This is a genomic window from Paenibacillus terricola (assembly GCF_014779765.1).
GTDB lineage: Bacteria > Bacillota > Bacilli > Paenibacillales > Paenibacillaceae > Paenibacillus_T > Paenibacillus_T terricola.
In genome coordinates, this window is the sequence record NZ_JACXZA010000001.1 from 207,915 (window position 1) to 224,892 (window position 16,978).

Here is a 16,978-nt window from a genome sequence, read left to right on the forward strand (position 1 = left end):
ATCTATAAAGTGCAGCGTCAGGTTAGTGATTAATCAATCACAAATATTGCATAGGAAGGTCGAGATAAAGATGACGATAACAAAAGCAATGGTCATTGGAGCAACCGGCGGAACGGGCGCCGCAATTACGGAAGAACTGGTGAGACGCGGGATCGATACCATTGCATTCGGGCGATCGCGTCAGAAATTAGAGCAGTTCGCGAGTCGGTTAGGCAACCCCGAGCATCTGACGCTTGCCGTAGGGGACGCTATGCGACCCGAAGATATCACTTCTCAAGCAGGTGGAGCTGATGTATGGTTCCATTGCGCGAATGTTCCCTATCATGAAATGACCAGCAAGTTGATTCCGCTGGGCGAGTCGGTGATGGAGGCGGCCGAGCGCATGGCTGTCCGAGTCGTCGCAATTGACGGTATATATCCGTACGGCAGGAGACAATCCGACCTCGTAACCGAGGAGCATCCCAAAGAGCCGCATACTCGCAAAGGTAAAGCCCGCCTAGATTACGAAAGAATGTTGTTCAACAAGCGGTGGAACAAGGCCAAGGTTTTGATCGCTCGATTGCCGGATTATTACGGACCTACGGCCAACGAAGCTTCTTATTTGGGCTCGACCCTGGAGGCGATCGCGGCCGGCAAATTGGCATTTTATATTGGGAATATGCATATTCCTCGCGAGTTCGTCTATTTGCCGGATGCGGCGGCCATGATTGTCGAATTGGCCGGTAGAGACTTCGCCTACGAGCAGAATTGGCATATTCCGGGCGCCGGAATGATCGCCGGACGAGAGATCGTGAAGATTGCGCAATCGGCGAGCGGCAGTGTCAGACCGGTCATTCCGTTGAAGAAGCTGGGCTTGTCCCTGCTCGGAATCGGCTTGCCCGTCATGAAAGAAGTCGTTGAGATGCTTTACTTGACCGAAGAACCGCTAACATTAAGCCGAGACAAGTACGAACGTTCCATCGGCCCGGTCGTGGCAACACCATTCCATGAAGGGATCGCCTCAACGATAAAAGCACTGCAGAGAGCAAATAAATGATTGCCTAAGCGCTCGGGTAATGTGCAATAAATTTTCAGACCAAAACGCTGAGTCGTCGCTATAATAAGTCTATACAGAATAGCAAGGCACCAGATTGGGTGCCTTAAAAATTTCGCCGATAGACCCGTTAAGCTGAACCGTATCATAAGTAACGACGAAACTTGGTGCGGCGAGATTTAGCGGGACTATAAAAAAAGCGGCAGTCTTGGACTTTTTTTGTTCAAGGCTGCCGCTTTTTCTGAAAGAAAATCATTCCAAAACTTGATGACTAACGAACAAATAAACGAACATGAATACTCACGGATACAAGTGGAAGGTCAAACGAATCTGTTCCAAAAACATCTCGGGGGAATAGCCGCGCTCGTCTTTTTTGAAAGGAATAGGAATCGCTGCTTAAAGCCATCAGAAGCATATCCTCTTTGAAGACGCTGTTCGGTTGGGGCTGTTCGCGTTCTAGACCGATTGGTAGATTCATTAAATCCTGACATAGTTCGCTTTTGTTACGATAGCGGCGATAAAGCGTTCAGCCTCCAAATCAAACACGATATCATCACTTCCTATCCTGTTATGGTCTTCTTTTCTGCTGACTTCGGATGCCGGAACGAGGATTCTCATCGATCCCTACTTTAAGTTTCTTGGCTATCGCATGCCGGTTCCGGTTGATTCGGATATTGTCGTGGTTACGAACAATCATGGCGATCACAATAAAGTTAACGCCGCATCGGGTGATTACTTGCTAGTGAACGAGCCGAAAGAATACAGTCGCGGCGATGTGAGCATTAGTGGGTTCAAGACTTTCCACGATAAGGTGAACGGCAAGAAAAGAGGGCCCAATATTGTTTTCCGCTTTCGGATGGATGGACTGACGATCTGCCATTGCGGGGATCTGGGGCATCTGCTTACAGAAGAACAAGTCAAAGAAATCGGCAAAGTGGACGTACTTATCGTGCCCGTAGGAGGAAGGGCGACGCTCGCTGGGGCGGAAGCCGCTCAAGTGATGCGTCAATTGCATGCGACCGTAGCGATTCCGATGCATTATAGCACGAAGGCATTGGGAATTATCGGAAGGATCTTCTTCGCTAAGGTGGACAAATTCCTCGAGGCTGCCGGGACACGGACGACAGACGTAAAGACGTTGAACGTGTCCAAGGAAAGCCTTGAACAATATGCTGGCGTCGTTACTATGCAGTATGAATAGAATCGTAAGAGGGGGGCACTTGGTCGGGCGCCCTTCGATTTCGCTTTTTGTACGTACTATCTCAATCAAGCGTACAGTCAGTCATTTACTTTCTTCAAATTTCTCCGATATGATTCGCCATCGATAAGTCGACCACCGTGTACTACATTTTTCGGACTAACAGATTCTATACGAATTAACTCATCAGGCGTTAGTTCAACATGAACGGAAGCTGCATTTTCCTCCAAATACTTGATCCGCTTAGTTCCCGGTATTGGCAAAGCACCATTTGCCATCGTCCATGCTAGTGCCAATTGAGAAGGAGTACAGTTTTTCTCTTCTGCGATTTCTTTAATTTTATCTACCAGTTCCACATTTTTGGAAAAGTTCTCCCCTTGGAAACGCGGAATATATCTGCGTACGTCATTATCTTCCAGATCCTCGAATTTGCGAAGTTCTCCGGATATAAATCCTCTACTCAGTGGGCTATAAGCTATATGGGTAATTCCTAATTCTCTTACGGTAGGCAGTATTTCATCTTCGATTTCCCGGCTCCAAAGAGAATATTCGGTTTGTAAAACAGATATGGGGTGTACTGCATGTGCACGGCGAATGTCAGATGAAGAAGCTTCCGAAAGTCCAAGATAACGAACTTTCCCAGCTTGAACTAGATCAGCCATTGCTCCTACCGTTTCTTCAACCGGAACATTAGGATCTACCCGATGTTGGTAATACAGATCAATATATTCGGTCCCTAATCGACGAAGGCTTTCATCCACTGCTTTCTTCACATAATCCGGATGACCGTTGATTCCCGAAAAATTAGGAAGGAAAGCAAACTTTGTAGCAATGATCGCTTGAGTCCTACGGCCTTTGAGGGCTTTCCCAAGCAATTCCTCATTATGACCATTACCATAAATATCGGCGGTATCGAGCAACGTAATGCCAAGTTCCAGAGCGCGATGTATGGTTGTAATGGACTGTTCATCATCCGTTTGACCATAACTTCCCGACATTCCCATCAAACCTAAACCAATAGAGGAAACAACCAGATCACTATTTCCCATTGTTCTCGTTTTCATAATGGATCTTCCTTTCTTATCCTAAAGCCTAAATTTATGGTAACACCGATTTAATCAAATGTAAACACAAAATACAAAAAGTGTCTTGTATGCTTATTTTGACTGTGGTGTTTTAATTTTAGTTGGCATTAGGTAGAATAAAAAGATAAGGGGGGCATATAAATGGGCGAAGAAAACAGAGTAACGGACAAACAAAACGCGGCAAGAACCAGGTTAGTACAGAAACTAATACCGTATGTGAGGAAAAACGGTTTTCAATTCTTGCGCATGGAAGAGATTGCAAAAATTATGGATGTAAGCAGGGCTACTTTATATAAGTATTTTCAATCAAAAGAAGAGGTTGTTCAGACTGTTGTGAATTTCTATGTCGATTATATTAATGAACATATGGTGGATTCACTGGATGCAGATCAAAAGTTTAGTATTCGATTCCAGAAACTTTTCGAACGATCCGTATTAGTTGCTGAATACATTACAGATGTCTTTTTAGTGGAACTCGAAAGCGTTTATCCTGAAATTTATGATCGATTAAGGGAAGCTTTGAGGCTGCGGGAACAACAAATAATGGTTTTTCTTGATGAAGGAATACAAGAAGGCATATTTAATAAGATCAATGGTACGCTTTTCATCAAGCAAGACGAATTACTGCAAAAGATATTCGATATCAAATTTTTAATGGTAAATAACTTAACCCTTGCCCAGGCTCTTCATGATTATTACATGTTGAAAAAACTTCAATTATTCAAACCTGAGAAACTTCAAGCAGTAGACGATTTAAAGATGTTGCCTAGAATTGAGGACTTGGCACAAAAAATTACCAAGAACTTATATAGGGGGTAATCCGAAGGCCCGGGTCGGTAGATTACCAATACACAATGAAACGGATAGAACAGGGTGCCCCAAGACTAACGTCTTAGTCACCCTCGCCAGTCATGAACCAGCGCCGCCGGGCTTGAAGTGCACACCAATCATGAACCGCTCGCTTGAAGAATCCGTTATATAATAGTCGGTGTGGGGCCCGCTAATTATGGAAGATGCGAGTGTTGTCTCGCTGTCATATCGATTATGTATACGGGTTTTACGATCATACAGATCAATGACGAGATCGATCGAGCCGTCGGGTAGGGTGAGCCTTCTCGCGTGCGGCGGATTTGTTTCGTTATACCAGATATTGGGCATTTTGCTTCGACAGCGTAGTGAACCCTTCCACAAGTAATGGCGACTGATAATTTTTGTGGAAGTTGGAGAGTGATCAAACTAGCTCAACAAATGAAAAGGCCATCCCATAAAAGGATGGCCATTAATTTTTTGCCGTTACAGACAGCGCGGTGAATCTTACCATAAGTGACGGCAAAAAATTAGGAGTCGAAGGGGCTAGAGGCGTTGAGCCATTTCTCATGCCGACTATTCCACAAACCTCCCGTTTACTGCAGTCTGGATCGAAACCCACTCGCGCAAAGCAGAAGCCAGGTTACCGAGCTTCTCCTGCTGCTCAAGGTGGTAGACGCCGTCCGGCAAATTCGCTTCGCAATAGAGCCGACTTCCCGCGTAAGCTGCAGCCTTCCCCGTAATAACAGCCTCATTCTCTCCAGAGCCGAACAGTTCCACATGGGCTTCCTTATCTCCGCGCAGTCCGTAAGCATCTACCTTCACGGCGATGAATTCGCGGCCCATCTTGATACGCGCGAACAAGCCGACTGTTGCGTTGCGCACGGTCTTGTTTCGTAACAGCCTATTCAACCCGGTCGCTTGAAGCGCGAACAAGCTTTGATTCAGTAAGCGGCTATCGAAGCAAAGCCTCGTAGAAATATTGGCAATGCCTGATGTGCGGCCAAGTGAGTGCTGATCCGAGAAGTTGAAGCGATATGCCTTCCAACGGCCGAACGCTTGGCCGAAATCAATCGTTCGCCCATCTGAGAAATTGTGGCGGATGACCTGCTTGCCTTCGAATGTGTGCCGAAAGGGGCGAGCGAGGTTGTCGACCGTCCATTCGATTGCCCCTTTGCCATGGCTATCTCGCAGCCCGCTTAGCATGGAAATGTCGACCCGTTCTGTACGATCCATCATGTGGTGGGCATGCGCCGCCATAACGTTTGTAAGGCCAGGGGACAGTCCAACGCTCAGCCATGCGGCAGTCCGACTGCGCTGCGCGAGGGCTTGCAGCGTTTCGACTTTTTGGAGAAATTCGTCATCAGCGGAGATATCGGCGTACCGAGTGCCGCTTTCCAAGCAGGCTCGAACGAACGAAATGTCCGTCTGATCCAGGCACATGATCACGAGCCGGGTTCGTTCGAAGAACCCGGGCTCCGGGATGTCGCGGACATCAAGCTGCATCGACTTCACTTTCCCGGAGGTCTCTAAAGAGTAGCGCTGCGATTTCTCCAAACTTCTGCCGGCGGCGACCACCTTTCCGGGCCATCGGTTCGCCAACTCTTCGCAGATGATGCGCCCTACCCTCCCATAGCCGCCGACTACGACAATATCATCCTTCATCATTTCTGCTCCTCCCGACGGGAAGGAATCAAGAGGATGGAGAGCAGGAAACCCAGCAAAGCTAAAGCAGCAGTCAACTGAAATGTTCCCGAGAATCCGGCCGTCATCGCTTCCGGCGTATGAATGGCGAAGCCCGAGTGCGTCCGGGCGTAATCGGCGGCTCGAGAGGCTGCGACGGTTGCGGCTAAGGTTAAGCCGATGGCGCCGCCAAGCTGTTCGCTCATGGTGATGATGCCGGCGGCGCTGCCGGTTTGGCTTTTTTCCACGCGGGAGAAGCTCATGATATTGATCGATGGGAAGAGTAAGCCCCAACCGATTCCCCCGACAAGAAGAGCGGGAAATAGATCGTACATGTAAGTCCCGTCAACATGCATGCGGGACAAATAGAATAAGGAGAGCATGACCAGCAATTGCCCGGCAACCAGCACTGACTTTACCCCGAAGCGCCGAATGAACCGTGATGACAGATTAGCGCATACGATCGTCGGCAACGCGGCGGCCAAATAACCGAGAGATGTCTGGATGGCCGATAAATGCAAGACGTCTTGCATATAAAGCGTCAGCAGAAAAAACATGGAGAAATGATAAGATCCGGCCAATATCCCGATAACGACGCCGACCTGCATCGTGGCGATCCGTATGACCGCCTTGGGAACGAGAGGGAAGGAAGCGTTTCTTTGAATGAGGATGAAGCTTACCCAGAGAATCAGAGCTGCGGCGAGAAGAAGGAAGACGTTCCAGTTCCACCCTGATCCTGAAGCTGTGCTAAGTGCATAAAGAAGCAGACCGGAGCCCAACGAAACGGTGGCCGCGCCGGCGATATCGAACCCTTGCCGCTTCTCGGCGATTGGATCAGCAGGAAGCAGCTTCGGCCCGATCAGCAGCGCAAAAAAGCCGAGCGGGAGATTCAGGAAGAAAAACCACTGCCAGCCCAAGGTCGTCGTGATCAAGCCGCTAAGTAAGCTGCCGATTGCGCCTCCAGCCCCGAATACGGCCCCCCAGATGCCGAGCGCGATGTTGCGCTCGCGGCCTTCCGGAAACATTCGGGTCACCGATGAGAGCGAAGTCGGCGACAGAATAGCCGCAGCGAGACCTTGTATTACCCTGAAAAGGATTAGCGAGAGTGCTGTCGGGGCCAAACCACACAAGAGCGAAGTCGTTGCGAAAGCCGCTGCACCGATCAGGAACATCCGCTTTCGCCCGAAGAGGTCGGCGATCCTACCCCCGAGCAGCAGGCAACCGCCAAACGCGATCTGGTACGCGCTCATCACCCATTCCAAGCTGGAGTTCGAGAAATGCAACGAACGTTGAATCGAAGGAAGGGCTACGTTCAATCCGACAATATCGATCACCACCATGAATTGCGCGACCATCAGCGCGGCCAGCGCGAGCCATTTTCCATTTCCGGTTTGGGGTAGCGCCTGCTTGTTTTCTGCAATGACATTCATCCATCACCACTCCTAATTTGTATTAACACAATAATTGTATAAGTACAAATTAAATGATGTCGGCCTCGTTGTCAATGGTTCTTTCGGAAATTGTTGCAAAGATACAACTTTTTCAACTACAATGGGGCTAAACGTTGATGGGGGTGGCCTGTATCGATCCAATCATTTTAAACGAGCTGATCAATGAGGTTCTGGTCAAATCGACAATACTGAGCTCGGACAAATCCTTCGTGGAAGGGCTGACGCCCCGCCAAGCGCACATCGTCATGTTGCTCGACAAGGGGAGTTACCGCAATGGAGATTTGGCGGCCCGTCTAGGCATCGAACCTTCGACGCTGACCCGTTTACTTGATCCCCTGGTTAAGAACGGAGTCGTATCCCGCAACCTGAATCCGGATAATCGACGGGAGATCTTGATCCAATTGACCGAGCATGGCTTAGGGATGCTTCAGGAGCTTCATGGCAAAATGCTTCACGTCTGCAACGCTGTTCTGGAGAAAGTTCCCGACGACGACATGGACCGGGTCGAAGCCGGAATCCGCGCATTATTGCATGCTTTCAAACAAACTACGTTTCACGGGATTTGAATCGAACCAAGGAGGGTCCGCCAATCGGCGGACTTTCTTTTTATTTGTTGACACAAAATAGTTGTATAAATATAATAGTTGTGTAATTACAATTATCTGAAGGGCGTGATGGTATGTCCAGGAACGAACTGAATAACCGGTTGGATACTAGAGAGGAAAAAGTGATGCAACAAAGGTTGTCCGGTCCGGCCATGTTCTTAAAAACGCTGGCCTGGGTATTCGCGATATGTTTGATCGCACAAGCATTTTTGGCGGGTTTGGCCGTGTTTTCGGACTCCGCGAGATGGACGGAACATTCGCGTTTTGCCGACGTTTTTGCCGTGCTGCCGCTCATCATGTTGATCATTGCAATGGTGAAGAAACATCCTGCGGCAATTCGTGTGCAATGTGCGGCATTGGTCGGCATGATCGTTCTCATGTTTCTCAGCGCAATTTATTCAGAGCAGATAGGCTGGCTCGCTGCGATTCACCCGGTCATCGCCGTCTTTTTATTCTTTCGGACAATGGCTCTGATTCGGACCGTCGAGACAATCGGCTAACGGAATGGAAGGTGGAGAACAACATGATCAAATATATTCGATCAACGCCCGTTTCCGCAGCCGAAGGCATAGTTTTTGACATGTTCAAGCAAATCAAAAGGGATTTTGGTTTAGTGGGGGACCTGTTTGTTATGCACTCCCTCTCTCCCTCATTGCTTGCGGGGGTTTGGGCATCTTTACGAGAGACGGAAATGGTGGGGATTGTACCGAGAGCGATTAAGGAGGCTGTTGCCACGGCGGTTGCGAAAGGGAATGAATGCCCGTTTTGCATGGATGCGCATAGCACTATGCTCATGGCCGCAGGAGAGAGTGATGTGGCACGTCAAATCTTTGGTGGTCGTATCGGGGAAATCCAGGATAGAAAACTCAGATCCATTGTGGAATGGACGCTCGCGACGCGTGTACCGAATTCCCCCATCTTGCAAGAGCTGCCATTTACTGCAAAAGAGGCACCGGAAATCATCGGCACACTCGTAATCAACAACTACATTACCCGAATGGTTGATGTACTGCTGACGAATAAGTCACTCATTCCTGTGAAAAACCAATTTATTTCTAAAATTACAAAACGGCTTGTAGCTTTGTTATTCTCATCGAACTTGAAAAAGAAAAAAACAATCGGCGATTCTCTCGTATTCTTGCGCGATGCTCAATTGCCGGACGATCTATCTTGGGCGAGCTCCAGTCCAGTCATCAGCAAGGCATTCGCGAATCTTTCAGCAGCCGCGGATCAGGCGGGGGAAGCTGATCTGGATGATGCAACACGTTCCGTCGTTAAGCAATATATAGATGAATGGGATGGAGCTAAACCCGCACTAGGCAGGGGCTGGGTTGAACAAGTCGTAAGACCACTCGATGCCCCGTCTCGGGCCGCAGCTAGACTTTGCCTGTTGACTGCGACTGCACCTTATCAAATCGATGATACGCTTATTGATGAATTTCGCGCTTTCTTTAAAGAGGATAGACAGCTTCTGAATGTGCTTGCCTGGGCCAGTTTTACGGTTGCTCGAAAAATCGGGGCACATCTGACGGTACCTGGATAATTTAATCTCTGGCGTTCCCCTCGTCAAAAGGAACTCATCTTAGTAAATGTCGAGGCAATTGTGGGTTGTACTGATGCTGGCCGGTTCCGATGATACTGTAAAAGGGCATCCAACATCGGATGCCCTAAAAATTCGCCGATACGCCCGTTACGGTGAACCGTTCCTCGAAAGGACTAACCGATCTAATACGCTGTAATCGCCCTCCGATAGCATAGGCCAAGAAGCAGATTCGGCTTACGCTCAAAGCCATCGAAGGCTTCTTTAAATTTCTTTTGCATATTCAGTATTTTCAAATGCCATCGTAAGACGTGGCAAAGGTATGCTTACCTTTTTTGCTTCTCTCACAACTTCAAGAACCGCAAACCCTGCTTTACTATTGTTGTATTCCACAAAAAGTCGCGGTAAGCTGCCTTTTGCAAAAATAATTTTATTAAAAAGTGTGCCGAGAAGTCCAGGTGGAATTTTAGTCAGCAGGAGAGAAATGGCATCAAGCTTTGCACCTCTTGCTTTAAGTACAGGAATCATTTCCCTCATATTCAACCCAAGATTGGAAAATGAGTCACTATGGTTCATGAGCGCTGGAAAACTTCCCCGTTTTAACACCTCGGCTTCCATCGCTGCATTCATGGCAAAGTGATTCCATAGCCAGTTTTGCATATCCTTTATCCAACTAATTTTAAATTGGGCACTTTCAAATAGTTCTCTGACCTTGTTGTTAATATGCTCAGTGCCTGCCCGTGGTTTCTCTAGAAATACCATTTTCAAAAAGCCGCCCCTAAGCTTATTGTCCGCTATGCCGCCTCCTGCTCCGGGGAAGCCAAAGACAACATTGTTCATAGACAATGGTGCGATCGATGATTTCAAATCTTGCCAAATGTTATTGAATATGAGGATAGGGGCATTTCCTGCAGCAGTTGATAGGAATCGTGCTGCTCCTGGAAGTTGTTCCGTGTTGACGCTCACAATAATGAGTTCATAATTTGGAAGGATCTCCTCATGCAGGTTAACGTTCCAGCTTTCTTTTATTAGCTTTTTCCCTCTTCGTGCGTCCCACATTTCAAGCTCTATACTGCTTCCGAAGGTTTCTTTCCTCCCCTTTCTAACGTAAAAGTCAACTGTATGCCCTGCCTGTTCGAAAGCCCACGCATATTGGGTCGATATTACACCTCTACCGAAGAATAAAATTTTCATGTTAGACTCCCCCAAAGAGTTGATAATCCTTATTGATGATCAAACAACGTGTTGTATGATAATATTGTATGGATTCACTATACGGTCATCAACCATCAGATTTTTAATATTTGTCGGATCGTCTATCGAACCGGAAATGGAGGCAAATGATGAACAAGCAACCTGAAATTACAGACAAAACCAGGCAGACCTTTATAAATGTGTTCTGTGATTTATATAGCCAAAAGCCAATTGAAAAAATATCTATTCAAGAGATTGCCAACAAGTCAGGATATAACCGCAGTACATTTTATCAATACTTTACAGATATTTATGAGTTGCTGAACTACGTTGAAGAGAAGGTTTTGAAATCCATTAACGAGGAAATGGCAAGCAGGGAGCTTTCTACGCATACTTTCCAAGATGCGCTTCAATGCTTGGAAAGTACAGAAGATATTTCTGTCCTAAAAGCCCTCCTGGGTGACTATGGTTCTGTTCATTTTGTTGAACGCCTGAAAAGAGAAATTCCCTTTGAGAGATTGATTGTGAATCTTCCAACAAATGATATCTTAACGCCCTACCTGATTGAGTTTTACATATCAACATTAATATCTCTGTTTCGCCTTTGGATACGCAACGGCAAAGATTTATCGTCGGAAGAATTGGTCAAGCTGATAGATAGCCTATTCGCAAATGGGATAACGCCGTTTCACATCTTTGGCACGGTCAAGAATGAGTAAAATGTCGTGATATAGAGAACCGTATCACAAATAGTGGTAAAGCGAAGAGCGGAGGCAACGAATAAAGGAGCTATCATTCGATGGCTCCTTCATGCTTTCTCTATCTTCCCATCTACTGTTCGTAAGCATTTATCACTTTAATCATCGATTGAAATACCTGCGGCTTTTAAGTGTCCATGAGTTAGAATTTTTCCGAATTGAGAAGCGAGTTCCTTTGGCGTATAAGAAAAATCATTTTTAACCCACCATATTACAATGCCCATAAAAGTAGATGCGATATATTGGAGTAATAATTCCTTTGAAATCTTCAGGGGTGTACTATCCAAGCCATCTTCCACTGTATTTTTTATTATTTCCTCCATTTTTGATTGAAAACCATAAATTCTATTCTCATCAAGCAACAATGCTTTGTAAAAGGGAGTATTGTCCTTAATTTTCTCCAGTATTGTTTGCATTAGTTGTTCAAGCATAGAGCCACTTACAGGAGATTTGCTGCTCGAACAAAGATTGAGTGTACGATTTAGTTCTTCTAATAATTCATCCATAGACGCATTTAACAAATCGGGTTTGTTCTGATAATGAAGGTAAAATGTATTCCGGTTAATCATCGCCTTATCGGCAATATCTTGGATCGTAATCCCTTCATATCCCTTCTCATTAAGAAGCTCTATAAACGCCTTTTTAATCGAATGCTTGGAGCGGATGACCCGCAAATCAGTTTTTTTGTTCATTATGACTCGTTCCCTTATATTTTTTTGTTAGATATACGACATTTGAGTTGAAACTGTATTTTATCTCTCAAAATCAAAATTATTAAACATTGAATGCTAAGCTTTTATTAATCATAATAAACAAAAGATAAATATACAACACGTTGACCATTATTTATCTTATTGATAATTAACTCTAATTGAAAGGGAGATATTAAGTGAAAACTATAGCAATTGTTGGAGCAGGAGCAGGTTTAGGAATGTCCATTGCGAAGAAATTCGGACAAAATGGCTTTCGCGTAGCTCTTATTGCTCGAAATGAAGAAAAGTTGAACCAACTGGTTATTGAATTAGAACAATTGGGAATCGAAGCTGCTTCATTTCAAGCGGACATATTAAATAAAGAACAAATTGAGATGGCATTTGCCGCTATTAAAGAGAGATACGGATTTATTGATGTTCTTGAATACAGTCCAACTCCGAGCATCGACACAGTAGCGCCATCACTAGATGTAACAGAAGAAAATGCGTTATACCAATTTCAATTTAATGTTCTAGGTGCGTTAACCAGTGTTCGACAAGTGCTGCCGGAAATGTTGGATAAGCAAAGCGGTGCTCTATTATTTACGACTGGAGGCGCTGCAATCCACCCAGTACCGAGGATGGGGAATGTCGGAATTGCAGTTTCAGGTCTTCGTAATTATATCTTTAATTTGAACAGCGAATTAGCCGACAAAGGTATTTATGCGGGTCACCTTTCGATCGGAATTTGGATGCAACCGAATTCAGGAGTTCAGGATAAAATCGCTGATATTTGGTACGACATGTATTCCAAGAGAGATCGCGTTGAAGAGTTTATAACTGAAGATAAAATATAATTAATGGAGTAAAAATGTGAATATCACTATTTTCGGTGCAAGCGGTGCAATTGGACAGCTTGTAACACAATTAGCTTTAGAAAACGGAGATTTCGTAACGGCATATATTAGAAGCCCCAAAAAAATTAGCCTCAAACATCCCAATTTGACCCTTGTACAAGGGGAACTTTCGAATGCTTCAACCATCGAGAGGGCAGTCGCTGAAGCGGATGTCGTAATCAGCACACTGGGACCAGCGTCTGACATGTCACGAAAGCTTAAAGGCACGCCGATTGCCGACGGACACGAACTAATTATTAGGGCGATGAAGAAACTTAACAAAAAAAGGTTAATTACACTTGCCACACCAGCTTTGCAATCAGATGACGATAAGAAAAACATTTCGACGATACTTCCAGGTGTATTAGCCAAAGTTTTCCTTCCAAACGGTCATGCAGAAATGAAGAAAATGGAAGGGGTTATTAAACAATCGAATCTTGATTGGACAGTCGTTCGAATTATTAACCCCAATGTTAAACACAAAGGGCAATCTTATGACTATTCATTCGGAGATAAATCGGCTAAATTATCTGTTTCTAGAGAAAATGTTGCTGAATTCATGTACTCTGCCGCTCGTAACAACCGATTGATTGGAAAAATGCCTATTATTTATAACAAATAAGCTCACTTCCCAGGTTTTTTGATAATTTGTAGTGAAGGAGCATTCAAAATGAAAATCGAGATATGGTCGGATTATGTTTGTCCATTTTGTTATATTGGCAAACGACGATTAGAGTCTGCACTGGAGCAATTCGCTCATCAGAATGAAGTGGTTATTGAATATAGAAGCTTTGAACTTAATCCGCAAGCATCCATGTACTCAGGTAAAAATATGCATCAAATGCTCTCTGAGAAATATGGTATGAGTATCGAGCAAGCGAAAAAAGCAAATGCTGAACTTGGACAACAAGCGGCTATGATGGGTCTCGTATATAATTTCGACCAAATGAAGCCCACCAATACGTTTGATGCTCATCGTTTAACCCAATATGCCAAATCTGTTGGTAAAGATAAGGATTTATCAGAAAAGCTGTTCTATTCTTATTACACGGATTCCAAGCTAATAAGCGATCATGATACATTAGCAGATATTGCAGAATCTGTTGGAATGAATAGGGACGAATCGATGGCAATTCTCCGTGATTCATCCAAATATGCTAACGATGTGCGTTCAGATGAAGCCACAGCAAAACAATTGGGAATAACAGGAGCACCTTTCTTTGTCATTGATAGAAAATACGCAATTTCCGGTGCACAACCAATTGAGGTATTCTTAAGTGCCCTTAACCAAGCATCTCAATAGACTGGAAGACCGTGAACGGTCAGGCAGCTCAAACGAAATAGGCAGAACAATTAACCGCACAAAATCCTTATCGGGCTTTGGGCGGTTTTGTACGAATATGCGGTTACGGGTTAATATCCTTGCGCTCGATATTGCGGAACGATGTATAGGCGATAATCGCTCCGATCCATGACAAGGTGATGGGGATAGCGATTATTGAATTAAGGGAGAAGCCGTTCGAATTGCTGCAGACGATAAAGACAATCAGAATGGACGCAACAACTGTCGCCGCTGTGGAATACTTCCTCATTCCGAAGATCAGTGGGATTAGACTCATGAAGCTGGCTGCAATGGCGTTCATGAGGAAGGCAATCGTTTGCCGGATGACAACGTCCTTCGTTAACGTCTCATGTATGAATTCGTGATAATGGTTGATGACAAGCATAAGGATGCTGACGATCGAATCGGCAATCAAGATGGAGATGAACGTGAACGAGAACACAATGAGTAGCTTCGCGATTATCAGTTTCTTGCGGTTAATCGGGTACGTGAACAACACGGAGATCGATTTGGTCCGGTATTCTTCAATAATGAAGCGCGAGAGCAGGACCGCGGCGAACACGATGAATACGCCTCTTGTGAGAAGGTCGATTGTACTGAACAGCGCCTCAAAGTCAGAAAGATCCTCAACTGACGATGGGTCAAAGGAGATTGCGCATACGAAGCCAAAAATACAAGCCATCGCGATAAAAGCTCCAATAACATAACCGGTGATCTTGAATTTTTTTATCTCGAGTTGGATTAGCTTAAGCACTCTGCCCACCTCCGTTCAATAAGCTGAGGAAGTAATCTTCCAGAGAGCTGTTCTTCTGATGGATCGCCTCCACGGCTACGTCGTTCAAGATAAGAACCTTATTGACTTGGGGAAGCGGAGTCGTGAGGTCATAGATCCGAATCGTCTCATTCCCGATGACGCGGATATTCGAGATGTTAAGATGATGAGATAGTACGTAAGCCGCCTTCACACAGTCGTTCGTGTGGAATTCAATGTATTCGGTGTTCGTCTCGCGGACCTGCTTGAGAGAGACTTCCTGAATCAGCCGACCATGGTTGATGACCCCGATCGTATCCGCCAGCTGTTCAATCTCCGCAAGGAGGTGGCTCGAGATCAGAATGGAGATCCCGTATTCTTGGGAGAGGATACGCAGCAGTTGCCGGATCTCCTTGATACCGATCGGATCCAGCCCGTTAATCGGTTCGTCGAGGATGAGCAATTCCGGCTTCGTCACGATGGCCCTTGCGATGCCCAAGCGTTGTTTCATTCCGAGCGAGAAGTCCTTGACGGATTTGCCGTCGATGCCTCGCAGCTGAACTAAATCCAACGCCTCATCAATTGCTCTCTTGTTGTAATAACCCATGTATTCACAATGGAGCTCCAGGTTGGCTCGGGCAGTCAGCTTGTCGTAGAAAATAGGGTATTCGATAATCGAGCCCATCCTGCCTAGCATGGAGTAAGAGGTTGGTGTCAACTTCTCGCCGAACAGCTCAATCTCCCCGGATGTCGGTTTGATAAGATTAGTCAGCATTTTCATAATCGTGGTCTTACCTGCTCCGTTTGGTCCAAGGAAACCATAGATTTCCCCCGTTTTGACCCTCATGCTCACTTCGGATACGGATTCTTTCCCTTTGAACGTCTTGGTTAATCGGTGCGTCTGCAGAACGTATGTCATTGTGATCCTCTTCCCTTCCTTACGTTGTTAAGCAAATCATAACGGATGAAATGGCGTATTTTCCTTACTCGTTCCTTACGAGTTTCTTAAGTTGAACTTCTTTAACCGAAGCGAGAAGACGGTTCGCATGTAAGGCATACTGATTAGCTCGATCGATCCGCCCATGCCTTCTGCAAGCCTTCGGGCGATCGCAAGCCCGAGACCGCTTCCCTGGATCTTCTTATTCCGAGAGTCATCCAGCGTGTATAATCGTTCGAATACACGATCTTGATGCGCCTTCTCGATTCCTTTGCCCCGATCCCACACTTCTATGAGAATGAATCCTTCTTCTTCCCTCAGCGTAAGGCCAATGATTCCGCCGTCCGCTCCGTAACGGAGTGCGTTGGAGATCAGGTTGTCTAAGACTCGCTTCAAGGCGTCATTATTGCCTAGCGCATGCTTATCTCCTGGAGGAATATTGAGTGATACCTCGAGTCCGCAATCTTCTATCTGTTCATGGAACTGAAGGATGCTAAGTCTGCAGGACTCGCTAACGTTGATTCGGCTCAGGGGGATATCGACATCATCGGATTCGAGCTTGGCCAAGTCGAAGAAAGTATCAATCAATTGGATGGCTTCTTTCGTCTTATTGAAGAGCTTGGCTAACAGCTCGTTCCGTTCATTCTCCTCGATAGGAGGGCACATATGAAGTGTCTCCGCATACCCGAGAACGACCGTCAGCGGCGTTCTGAGATCGTGTGAGACATTCGCAAGCATCTTGCGAGACGCGATTTGGGTTCTTGCATGCTCAGCAGAAACTTTCAAGTTGCTTTCGAGCAACTCGTTGATACCAGTCATGAGTGCCTGAAGCTCAGAGTCTCGGGTCATGTGAAGAAGCCTCTCTCGGGAATGGCTCTCCATAATCTTCCCCAACTTGCTGCGAATTTGCTGCAACTCAGAGGTTCTTCGTACGTTCGATCGAAGTCGTGTGGCGAGGAAGCTCGCGAGAATGACGATAACGCAGAGAAGGATGACGTTCATCTCA

Annotated in this window: 19 protein-coding genes; 10 read left to right on the plus strand and 9 right to left on the minus strand. The window is 45.9% G+C overall.

Annotated elements, in window-relative coordinates:
* Nucleotides 1-70: 70 nt before the first annotated feature.
* A complete protein-coding gene (locus tag H8B09_RS00975) occupies nt 71-1,036 on the plus strand; it encodes an NAD(P)H-binding protein (RefSeq protein ID WP_191201623.1) in 966 nt (321 codons plus the stop codon).
* Between the two features lie 583 nt (nt 1,037-1,619).
* On the plus strand, nt 1,620-2,234 hold the full coding sequence (locus H8B09_RS00980; protein WP_224753308.1) for an MBL fold metallo-hydrolase: 615 nt from the start codon (nt 1,620-1,622) through the stop codon (nt 2,232-2,234).
* Nucleotides 2,235-2,311: 77 nt separating this feature from the next.
* On the opposite strand, the gene H8B09_RS00985 is transcribed toward H8B09_RS00980, so the two are convergent.
* Nucleotides 2,312-3,295 carry an aldo/keto reductase gene (locus H8B09_RS00985; protein ID WP_191201624.1) on the minus strand — a complete coding sequence of 328 codons (984 nt, stop codon included), beginning with the start codon at nt 3,293-3,295 and terminating at the stop codon, nt 2,312-2,314.
* 162 nt (nt 3,296-3,457) lie between these two features.
* Between H8B09_RS00985 and H8B09_RS00990 the strand changes: the two genes are divergently transcribed.
* Nucleotides 3,458-4,135 carry a TetR/AcrR family transcriptional regulator gene (locus H8B09_RS00990; RefSeq protein ID WP_191201625.1) on the plus strand — a complete coding sequence of 226 codons (678 nt, stop codon included), beginning with the start codon at nt 3,458-3,460 and terminating at the stop codon, nt 4,133-4,135.
* 90 nt (nt 4,136-4,225) lie between these two features.
* Here the strand turns inward: H8B09_RS00990 and H8B09_RS31160 are convergent, their stop codons facing one another.
* The 3 genes from H8B09_RS31160 to H8B09_RS01005 all read right to left on the minus strand — a co-directional run bounded on the left by H8B09_RS31160 (nt 4,226) and on the right by H8B09_RS01005 (nt 7,236).
* Nucleotides 4,226-4,474, minus strand: a complete 249-nt coding sequence (locus H8B09_RS31160; protein WP_191201626.1) for a DUF6597 domain-containing transcriptional factor — start codon at nt 4,472-4,474, stop codon at nt 4,226-4,228.
* A 225-nt stretch (nt 4,475-4,699) separates the two neighbouring features.
* Nucleotides 4,700-5,791, minus strand: coding sequence for a saccharopine dehydrogenase family protein (locus tag H8B09_RS01000; RefSeq protein ID WP_191201627.1), 1,092 nt, complete (start codon nt 5,789-5,791; stop codon nt 4,700-4,702).
* Nucleotides 5,788-7,236, minus strand: a complete 1,449-nt coding sequence (locus H8B09_RS01005) for an MFS transporter (protein WP_191201628.1) — start codon at nt 7,234-7,236, stop codon at nt 5,788-5,790. Before H8B09_RS01005 ends, H8B09_RS01000 begins: the two co-directional genes overlap by 4 nt.
* A 137-nt stretch (nt 7,237-7,373) precedes the next feature.
* On the opposite strand from H8B09_RS01005, the gene H8B09_RS01010 reads away from it, so the two are divergent.
* The 3 genes from H8B09_RS01010 to H8B09_RS01020 all read left to right on the plus strand — a co-directional run bounded on the left by H8B09_RS01010 (nt 7,374) and on the right by H8B09_RS01020 (nt 9,405).
* A complete protein-coding gene (locus tag H8B09_RS01010; RefSeq protein WP_224753309.1) occupies nt 7,374-7,823 on the plus strand; it encodes a MarR family winged helix-turn-helix transcriptional regulator in 450 nt (149 codons plus the stop codon).
* Between the two features lie 113 nt (nt 7,824-7,936).
* Nucleotides 7,937-8,362 carry a DUF6220 domain-containing protein gene (locus tag H8B09_RS01015; protein ID WP_191201630.1) on the plus strand — a complete coding sequence of 142 codons (426 nt, stop codon included), beginning with the start codon at nt 7,937-7,939 and terminating at the stop codon, nt 8,360-8,362.
* Nucleotides 8,363-8,385: 23 nt separating this feature from the next.
* On the plus strand, nt 8,386-9,405 hold the full coding sequence (locus H8B09_RS01020) for a carboxymuconolactone decarboxylase family protein (RefSeq protein WP_191201631.1): 1,020 nt from the start codon (nt 8,386-8,388) through the stop codon (nt 9,403-9,405).
* Nucleotides 9,406-9,666: 261 nt separating this feature from the next.
* On the opposite strand, the gene H8B09_RS01025 is transcribed toward H8B09_RS01020, so the two are convergent.
* Nucleotides 9,667-10,596 carry a ketopantoate reductase family protein gene (locus tag H8B09_RS01025; RefSeq protein ID WP_191201632.1) on the minus strand — a complete coding sequence of 310 codons (930 nt, stop codon included), beginning with the start codon at nt 10,594-10,596 and terminating at the stop codon, nt 9,667-9,669.
* Between the two features lie 149 nt (nt 10,597-10,745).
* On the opposite strand from H8B09_RS01025, the gene H8B09_RS01030 reads away from it, so the two are divergent.
* Nucleotides 10,746-11,315, plus strand: coding sequence for a TetR/AcrR family transcriptional regulator (locus tag H8B09_RS01030; RefSeq protein ID WP_191201633.1), 570 nt, complete (start codon nt 10,746-10,748; stop codon nt 11,313-11,315).
* A 137-nt stretch (nt 11,316-11,452) separates the two neighbouring features.
* On the opposite strand, the gene H8B09_RS01035 is transcribed toward H8B09_RS01030, so the two are convergent.
* Nucleotides 11,453-12,046, minus strand: coding sequence for a TetR/AcrR family transcriptional regulator (locus H8B09_RS01035; protein WP_191201634.1), 594 nt, complete (start codon nt 12,044-12,046; stop codon nt 11,453-11,455).
* Between the two features lie 197 nt (nt 12,047-12,243).
* Here H8B09_RS01035 and H8B09_RS01040 point away from each other — a divergent pair, with 197 nt between their 5' ends.
* The 3 genes from H8B09_RS01040 to H8B09_RS01050 are packed head-to-tail and all read left to right on the plus strand — an operon-like array spanning nt 12,244 to nt 14,245.
* Nucleotides 12,244-12,903 carry an SDR family NAD(P)-dependent oxidoreductase gene (locus H8B09_RS01040; protein WP_191201635.1) on the plus strand — a complete coding sequence of 220 codons (660 nt, stop codon included), beginning with the start codon at nt 12,244-12,246 and terminating at the stop codon, nt 12,901-12,903.
* Nucleotides 12,904-12,919: 16 nt separating this feature from the next.
* Nucleotides 12,920-13,564: an NAD(P)-dependent oxidoreductase gene (locus H8B09_RS01045; RefSeq protein WP_191201636.1), complete on the plus strand. Its 645-nt coding sequence runs from the start codon at nt 12,920-12,922 to the stop codon at nt 13,562-13,564.
* A gap of 48 nt (nt 13,565-13,612) precedes the next feature.
* A complete protein-coding gene (locus H8B09_RS01050; RefSeq protein ID WP_191201637.1) occupies nt 13,613-14,245 on the plus strand; it encodes a DsbA family oxidoreductase in 633 nt (210 codons plus the stop codon).
* Between the two features lie 103 nt (nt 14,246-14,348).
* On the opposite strand, the gene H8B09_RS01055 is transcribed toward H8B09_RS01050, so the two are convergent.
* The 3 genes from H8B09_RS01055 to H8B09_RS01065 form a co-directional block, all read right to left on the minus strand.
* Nucleotides 14,349-15,038, minus strand: coding sequence for an ABC transporter permease (locus H8B09_RS01055; protein WP_191201638.1), 690 nt, complete (start codon nt 15,036-15,038; stop codon nt 14,349-14,351).
* Nucleotides 15,031-15,954: an ABC transporter ATP-binding protein gene (locus H8B09_RS01060; RefSeq protein ID WP_191201639.1), complete on the minus strand. Its 924-nt coding sequence runs from the start codon at nt 15,952-15,954 to the stop codon at nt 15,031-15,033. The genes H8B09_RS01055 and H8B09_RS01060 overlap by 8 nt, the downstream gene beginning before the upstream one ends.
* A gap of 75 nt (nt 15,955-16,029) precedes the next feature.
* Complete coding sequence (locus tag H8B09_RS01065) at nt 16,030-16,974, minus strand: sensor histidine kinase (protein WP_191201640.1); 945 nt, start codon at nt 16,972-16,974, stop codon at nt 16,030-16,032.
* Between the last annotated feature and the right edge of the window lie 4 nt (nt 16,975-16,978).

What these genes read in the sequence shown, in the direction of transcription:
- H8B09_RS00975 (WP_191201623.1), top strand. Translation starts at nt 71, where the DNA reads ATGACGATAACAAAAGCAATGGTCATTGGAGCAACCGGCGGAACGGGC.
- H8B09_RS00985 (WP_191201624.1), bottom strand. Translation starts at nt 3,295, where the DNA reads ATGAAAACGAGAACAATGGGAAATAGTGATCTGGTTGTTTCCTCTATT.
- H8B09_RS00990 (WP_191201625.1), top strand. Translation starts at nt 3,458, where the DNA reads ATGGGCGAAGAAAACAGAGTAACGGACAAACAAAACGCGGCAAGAACC.
- H8B09_RS31160 (WP_191201626.1), bottom strand. Translation starts at nt 4,474, where the DNA reads ATGCCCAATATCTGGTATAACGAAACAAATCCGCCGCACGCGAGAAGG.
- H8B09_RS01000 (WP_191201627.1), bottom strand. Translation starts at nt 5,791, where the DNA reads ATGATGAAGGATGATATTGTCGTAGTCGGCGGCTATGGGAGGGTAGGG.
- H8B09_RS01005 (WP_191201628.1), bottom strand. Translation starts at nt 7,236, where the DNA reads ATGAATGTCATTGCAGAAAACAAGCAGGCGCTACCCCAAACCGGAAAT.
- H8B09_RS01010 (WP_224753309.1), top strand. Translation starts at nt 7,374, where the DNA reads ATGGGGGTGGCCTGTATCGATCCAATCATTTTAAACGAGCTGATCAAT.
- H8B09_RS01015 (WP_191201630.1), top strand. Translation starts at nt 7,937, where the DNA reads ATGTCCAGGAACGAACTGAATAACCGGTTGGATACTAGAGAGGAAAAA.
- H8B09_RS01020 (WP_191201631.1), top strand. Translation starts at nt 8,386, where the DNA reads ATGATCAAATATATTCGATCAACGCCCGTTTCCGCAGCCGAAGGCATA.
- H8B09_RS01025 (WP_191201632.1), bottom strand. Translation starts at nt 10,596, where the DNA reads ATGAAAATTTTATTCTTCGGTAGAGGTGTAATATCGACCCAATATGCG.
- H8B09_RS01030 (WP_191201633.1), top strand. Translation starts at nt 10,746, where the DNA reads ATGAACAAGCAACCTGAAATTACAGACAAAACCAGGCAGACCTTTATA.
- H8B09_RS01035 (WP_191201634.1), bottom strand. Translation starts at nt 12,046, where the DNA reads ATGAACAAAAAAACTGATTTGCGGGTCATCCGCTCCAAGCATTCGATT.
- H8B09_RS01050 (WP_191201637.1), top strand. Translation starts at nt 13,613, where the DNA reads ATGAAAATCGAGATATGGTCGGATTATGTTTGTCCATTTTGTTATATT.
- H8B09_RS01060 (WP_191201639.1), bottom strand. Translation starts at nt 15,954, where the DNA reads ATGACATACGTTCTGCAGACGCACCGATTAACCAAGACGTTCAAAGGG.
- H8B09_RS01065 (WP_191201640.1), bottom strand. Translation starts at nt 16,974, where the DNA reads ATGAACGTCATCCTTCTCTGCGTTATCGTCATTCTCGCGAGCTTCCTC.